This is a genomic window from Thauera aminoaromatica S2 (assembly GCF_000310185.1).
Lineage (GTDB): Bacteria > Pseudomonadota > Gammaproteobacteria > Burkholderiales > Rhodocyclaceae > Thauera > Thauera aminoaromatica.
Map to the genome: position 1 here is coordinate 1 of NZ_AMXD01000175.1, position 6,693 is coordinate 6,693.

The 6,693-nt window shown below is 72.8% G+C and carries 3 protein-coding genes; all 3 read right to left on the reverse strand.

Annotated features, from left to right (window positions below; genetic code table 11):
- The coding region (locus tag C665_RS20985) for a patatin-like phospholipase family protein (protein ID WP_004324832.1) at positions 1 to 2,569 on the reverse strand (2,569 nt) is incomplete at its 3' end.
- Positions 2,570 to 2,746: 177 nt separating this feature from the next.
- Positions 2,747 to 5,596: a formate dehydrogenase subunit alpha gene (gene fdhF, locus C665_RS17595; protein WP_004324833.1), complete on the reverse strand. Its 2,850-nt coding sequence runs from the start codon at positions 5,594 to 5,596 to the stop codon at positions 2,747 to 2,749.
- Positions 5,593 to 6,693, reverse strand: a 1,101-nt coding sequence (locus C665_RS17600) for an NADH-ubiquinone oxidoreductase-F iron-sulfur binding region domain-containing protein (protein ID WP_004324834.1), incomplete at its 5' end; no start/stop codon positions are given. The genes fdhF and C665_RS17600, both read right to left, overlap by 4 nt.

Below are 6,693 nucleotides of genomic sequence, written 5' to 3' on the forward strand. Positions count from 1 at the left end.
CGGCGGCGGCCGCGGCGGCCGCGCCCGCGCCCGCCGGCACCGTCGCCGGGGTAACGGAGGCCCGGGGCGTCGCGGCGGTGAGGGCGCCGGTGTCGGACTCGAACAGCGTCGCATGGCGACTGCGCAGCGCCTCCAGCAAGTCGCTGTCGAGCACGTCGCCGAGATTGAAGCCGAGCTGGTAGTAGCTCTCCCACTGCGCCTCGTCGAAGAACTGGTCGGCGGTGGTCTGCTGCGGGAAGGCCGGGTTGCTGGCGGCGAAGTTGATCAGGTCGACCGGCAGCCCGGCGCTGATGTTGGGCTTGACCAGCACCAGCCAGCCCGGCTCGGTCGCGCCGACGTAGCGCACACGGGCGAGCGCGAGGCAGGCGTTGCTCTTGCGCGAGGCCAGATCGTTGAGCGAGCCGAACAGCTCGACCCCGGGCGGTCGATCGTTCTCGCCCGCTGCGCGGGGACGCGGGCGCAGGAATTCGATCTCCGCGCCGAGGTCGATGCGCGCCTTGCGCACCAGGTTCTCCAGGTCGCCGAAGCGGTAGTCCGGGTCGGCGCCGCAGTCGGCGAGCACGATCATGCGGCAGCGTTCGGCGAGCAGGGCGTAGGCGGCCGTGTTCTCGAAGTGGCCGCCATCGCTGAGGAACCAGTCGGGTCCGCTGCTGCCCTTGAAGTTGCAGAACACCTCGCTGAGCAGGCCGCGTGACTTGGCCGCGAGGCGGCGTTTCGGGCGCTGCAGGTTCTCCCGTGCAGCGCGCGTCCACCAGTAGCCGAGGCGAATGCCGGCGAAGGCCAGCAGCGCCGAGATGCCGCCGCGCGTCTGGCTGCCCAGGCCGGGCGACACCGCGGCGCCCGAGATCGCCACCCACGAACCCAGGCCGAGGGCGCCTGCACCGGTCACCTGGAACCACGGTTCCTGGCCCACCCGCACCCAGCCTTCGGGGCCCACCGTCAGCGGCAGGCCGCGGCGGTCGCGGTTGAACAGTCCGCCGCGCGGGTCGTGCGTCTGATTGATGCAGACCCCGATCAGATGCACCGGGCCGCCTTGCCGATGCGGCGCGTAGGCTTCCAGCGCGAGGTCATCGTCGGGGTCGGGGTCGAACACGCTCTTGTGGGCGAGGTGTGCGGCGCCGCGCTCGGACACGACGGCGGTCGGCCCGAGTGTGTCCTGCTGGCCGAAGCGGGCCGGATTGGCCGCGCCCAGGTAGCTGCGCACCAGGCGCGCGCGGTAGAAGGTGTGCAGCGAGGACAGGTTGAGGAACTCGAAATTCCGCCCGGTGGCGAGCACGTAGCCGCCGGCCGCAGTACCGATCGCGAGCAGCCGGAGCCAGGGCGCGCCGAAGTCCACCGTGCCCTCGGTCGCGAACATCGGCCCCAGCGCCGCCGCGTGCACAAGCGAGACCCACCACGCGCACAGCAGGAAGCTGAGTACGTAGCCGGAGAGCTGGCCCAGGCTCAGCAGCAGCTTGCCGCTGATTCCGCCTTGGGGGCCGCCACCCAGCGCCGGCATCGCCGCCCGCAGCACGGCGGCGGCCACCGCCAGGGCGAGCGCGGTATTGGCCTGCGCCTTGAACTCGAAGGCGAGGAACCACGCCACCCGGTCCACCAGTCCGAGCAGCAGCACGACCGCGATCGCCTTCATGCACAGGGATTGCCAGTCGGCCAGCCAACGCCGCACCGCCTCCTCGCGGAGCCGCAGCGCATCGCGCTCGGTCTCGTCGAAGAGGTGGCGCAACAGGAAGCGCGACCACGGGATCGCGATCAGCCAGGCGACGGCCAGGCCGATCGCGCCCCAGGCCAGCGCCATCCGGATCGCATGACCGGGCTGCCACTGCGGACCGATGATGGCGTCGCCGTAATGCACCAACAGGCCCAGGACGATCGTCAGGATCACGCATTGCACGGCGACGAAGCCGGGCCGCCATCCCGGCCGCCCGGCCGACGCCACCCAGGGCACGACCCAGTACGCCGCGGTCGCCAGGCCGCCGAGCACGGCCAGCACCGGGATCGCGACCGGCCACAGCGTGGGCAGCCAGGGGGGCAGCCAGCGCAGGGCCTCGATGCGCTCGCCCGTCACCCACCCGTCCGTCACCCAGTGCGCGATCGCCGCCCACACGCCCACATCGACCGCCGCCAGCACCACGCCGAGCGCGAGGGCCAGCGCGCCGAGCTCGAGGTGGATCGCGAGCAGGTTGCGCAGGAAGACGGCGAGCGCGAAGGTCTTGTCGGCCGGTCCGCGCGGCACCAGGTAGCGGCCGTTGGCGCGCAGCCACCAGCGAAACCAGCGTGGCTCCTGGGAGCCGAAGGCCGCGAAGATGGCGCGGGTGTCGTCCGCGGAGCGTGCGCCGTGCAGCAGGCGGCCGAGCATGCCGCCGATGTAGCCGCCGCCGGACACGGTCGACAGCAGGTCGAAGCGTTCAAGCAGGCGGTTGCGCGCGAGCACGCCGAGCAGGCCGAAGCAGAAGGTCGCGCTGCGGATGCCGCCGCCCGACAGGGCCAGGCCCCATTTGTCCGCGACGCCGTCCTTGCGCCCGAGGGCCGCGCGCCGTTCGCCCACCAGTTGGTCGATCTTCTCGCTCATGGCACCGTCCTCCCCGCCGCTGGTGCGAAGCCGCGAACACCGTTTCGCGCGCACAGTGTCTCTATAGCACCCGAACTCTGCGCATGACAGCATCAAGGACGGCCGCGGCGGTGCCGCGCGGACCCGGCGCCCCGCGTTCGGGACGGCGGCGCGCGCAGAGTGCGCCGCCCGGCAGGTTCATGCGGACGCGAGCCGGCACGCAGCGTACTTGAACTCCGGAATCTTTCCGTACGGATCGAGGGCCGGGTTGGTGAGCAGGTTGGCTGCGGCTTCGACGTAGCAGAAGGGCACGAAGACCATGCCCGCGGGCATCAGCGGATCGGCGCGGGCGGCGAGCGTGATGCGGCCGCGGCGGGTCTCGATGCTCAGTGCGGCACCGGGAGCGAGGCCGAGGCGCGCCAGTTCGGCCGGGGCCAGCGTCGCCACCGCGGCCGGTTCGAGCGCGTCGAGCACCGCGCTGCGCCGCGTCATCGCGCCGGTGTGCCAGTGTTCGAGCTGGCGGCCGGTGATCAGCACCGTGGGCCAGGCGGCGTCGACCGGCTCGTCGGGCGGCAGCGGCACGGTGGGGCGGAAGCGCGCGCGTCCGCTCGCGGTGGGGAAGCGGTCGTCGAAGACCACGTCCTTGCCCGGGGCGTCCTCGGCCGGGCAAGGGGTTGTGACCGCTCCCTCGCGCTCCAGACGCGCCCAGTCGATGTGGTCGAGCGAGCGCATCGCCCGCTTCATCTCGGCGAAGACTTCGCGCGGGTGCGCGTACTGCCAGTCGAGGCCGAGGCGGCGGGCGAGCTGCTGGAGGATCCACCAGTCGGGCCGCGCCTCGCCGGGCAGCGGCACGGCGGCGCGGCCGAGCTGGATCTGGCGGTTGGTGTTGGTGACGGTGCCGTCCTTCTCGGGCCAGGCCGAGGCGGGCAGGATCACGTCGGCGAACTGCGCGGTCTCGGTGACGAAGAGGTCCTGCACGACGAGGTGCTCGAGCCTGGCGAGCGCGGCGCGGGTGTGGTGCAGGTCGGGGTCGGACATCGCCGGGTTCTCGCCGAGGATGTACATGCCGCGCACCCGGCCTGCGGCGATCGCGTCCATGGTCTCGACGACCGTGAGGCCGGGCTCGGCGGGGAGCGGCGTCGCCCACAGTTCCTCGAAGGCGGCGCGGTACTGCGCGTCGCCCACCGGGCGGTAGTCGGGCAGCACCATGGGGATGAGGCCGGCGTCGGACGCCCCCTGCACGTTGTTCTGCCCGCGCAGCGGATGCAGGCCGGTGCCGGGGCGGCCGACATGGCCGGTGGCGAGCGCGAGCGCGATCAGGCAGCGCGCGTTGTCGGTGCCGTGCACATGCTGCGAGATGCCCATGCCCCAGAAGATCATCGCGCGCTCGGCGGTGGCGTAGAGGCGGGCGATGGCGCGAATCTCGTCCGGCGCCACCCCGCACAGCGGCGCCATGGCCTCGGGCGTGAGCGGCGCGACGTGGGCGGCGAGCGCCTCGAAGCCCTCGGTGCGCGCGGCGATGAAGTCGCGGTCGCACAGGCCCTCGCCGACGATGACATTGAGCATGGCGTTGAAGAGCGCGACGTCGCCCCCCGGGGTGAAGCGCACCATGCGGTGGGCGTGACGGCCGAGCACCAGGCCGCGCGGGTCGAGCACGATCAGCCTGGTGCCGCGTTTTGCGGCCTGCTTGAAGTACGTGGCGGCGACCGGGTGGTTCACCGTCGGGTTGCAGCCGGTGAGGATCACCACGTCCGCGTACGCGGCCTGCATGAAGGAGGCCGTGACCGCGCCCGAGCCGATGCACTCCATCAGCGCGGCGACCGAGCTGGCGTGGCACAGCCGGGTGCAGTGGTCGACGTTGTTGGAGCCGAAGCCGGTGCGCACCAGCTTCTGGAACAACCAGGCTTCCTCGTTGGAGCACTTGGCGCTGCCGAAGCCGGCGAGCACGCCCGGGCCGTGGGCGTCGAGCAGGCGGCGCAGGCCGGCGGCGGCGAAGTCGAGCGCCTCGTCCCAGCTCGCCGGCCGGAAGTGGGTGAGCGGGTTGGCTGGATCGAAGGCGGGATCCACGCCCTTGGGCACGCCCGCGCGGCGGATCAGCGGCGTCGTGAGGCGGCCGCGGTGGTTGGGGTAATCGAAGCCGAAGCGGCCCTTCACGCACAGGCGGTTCTCGTTGGCCGGGCCGTTGCGGCCCTCGACGAAGAGGATGCGCTCGTCCCGGACGTGGTAGGTGAGCTGGCAGCCCACGCCGCAGTAGGGGCACACCGAATCCACCTTGCGCTCGGCGCAGGCCGAGTCGCCGCGGCCCTGCGCATCGACCAGGGTGGCGGGCATCAGCGCGCCGGTGGGACAGGCCTGCACGCACTCGCCGCAGGCCACGCAGCTGCTGTCGCCGAGCGCATCGTCGAAGTCGAAGACGATCTTCGCGCGTGCACCGCGGTGGGCGAGGCCGATGACCTCGTTCACCTGCACCTCGCGGCAGGCGCGCACGCACAGGCCGCAGGTGATGCAGGCGTCCAGGTTCACGTGGATCGCGGGGTGGGTGCGGTCCGGCTGCTGCGCTGCGGGGCCGCGGTCGGCGGCGGGCAAACGCATGTGCTCGACCAGCTCCCAGAAATGGCTGGAGCGGTCGGGGCTGTGCGTGCGTGCCGGCTGCTGTTCGAGCAGCAGTTCGAGCACGCCCTCGCGCGCCTGTCGTGCCCGCGTCGAGCTGGCGCTGCGTACCACCATGCCCGGCTGCGCCGCACGCATGCAGGAGGCGGCGAGCACGCGCTCGCCCTCGATCTCGACCATGCAGGCGCGGCAGTTGCCGTCGGCGCGGTAGCCGGGAGCGTCCTTGAAGCACAGGTGGGGGATGCGCTCGCCGGCGCGCAGCGCGACCTGCCACAGCGTCTCGCCGGGGAAGGCCGGGACCGCGACGCCGTCGAGGACGATCTCGAAGGCGTCCGCACGCTGGTCGAGCGCGTCGTGTGCTGCCGCAACAACTGGCGCCGTCGCCAGGTTGGGGGGCTTGGGCGTGGAGCCAAGGTCCTCGCGATCGTGCCGGCTCATGGCTGCAGCTCCCCGGCATCGCGGGCAGGAGGCCCGGCATGCAGCCTCACCCCGGCGCGCGCGAGCTCGGCCGGGAAGAAGCGCAGCAGGCTGCTCACCGGGTTGGGCGCGGCCTGGCCGAGGCCGCAGATCGAGGCGTCGCGCAGGGTCTGCGCGAGGGCCTGCAGGCGCGCCACGTCCCAGTCGTCCGTGCGCAGCAGCGCGAGCAGCTTTTCGGTGCCGAGGCGGCAGGGCGTGCATTGGCCGCAGGATTCGTCGGCGAAGAAGGCGAGCAGATTGTCGGCGACGGCGCGCAGATCGTCCTGGTCCGAGAGCACGATGATCGCCGCCGAGCCGATGAAGCAGCCATGGGGCTGCAAGGTGTCGAAGTCGAGCGGCAGGTCGGCGAGCGCGGCGGGCAGGATGCCGCCCGAGGCGCCGCCGGGCAGGTAGGCGAGCAGGCGGTGGCCGGGCTGCAGGCCGCCGCAGTGCTCGTCCACCAGCTCGCGCAGGGTGATGCCGGCGGGGGCCAGGTGCACACCGGGCTTGTTCACGCGGCCAGACACCGAGAAGCTGCGCAGGCCGCTGCGCCGGCGCCGCCCCTCGCCGGCGAAGGCGGCGCCGGCGGCGAGCAGCGGGATCCAGTACAGGGTCTCGACGTTGTTCACCAGCGTCGGTCGGCCGAAGAGCCCGGCCTCGGCGACGAAGGGCGGGCGATGGCGCGGCTTGCCCGGCTTGCCTTCGAGCGACTCGATCAGCGCCGACTCCTCGCCGCAGATGTAGGCGCCGGCGCCGCGGCGCAACACGATGAAGCCGGGTGCGACGAGGCCGGCGGCCTCCAGTTCGGCGATCGCCTCGCGCAGCACCGCGTGCAGGCCGGGGTATTCGTCGCGCAGGTAGACGTAGATCGCCGCCGCGCCCACCGCGAGCGCGCTCGCCAGCGCGCCCTCGAGCACCCGGTGCGGCGCCGTTTCCAGGTAGTGGCGGTCCTTGAAGGTGCCCGGCTCGCCTTCGTCGGCATTGACGACCAGGTAGCGCGGCGCGGCGCCGGCGCGCACCGCCTGCCACTTGCGCGCGGTCGGGAAGCCGGCACCGCCGAGGCCGCGCAGGCCGGCTTC

Excerpts from the sequence above, each read along its gene's own strand:
- fdhF (WP_004324833.1), bottom strand. The coding sequence starts at position 5,596 with ATGAGCCGGCACGATCGCGAGGACCTTGGCTCCACGCCCAAGCCCCCC.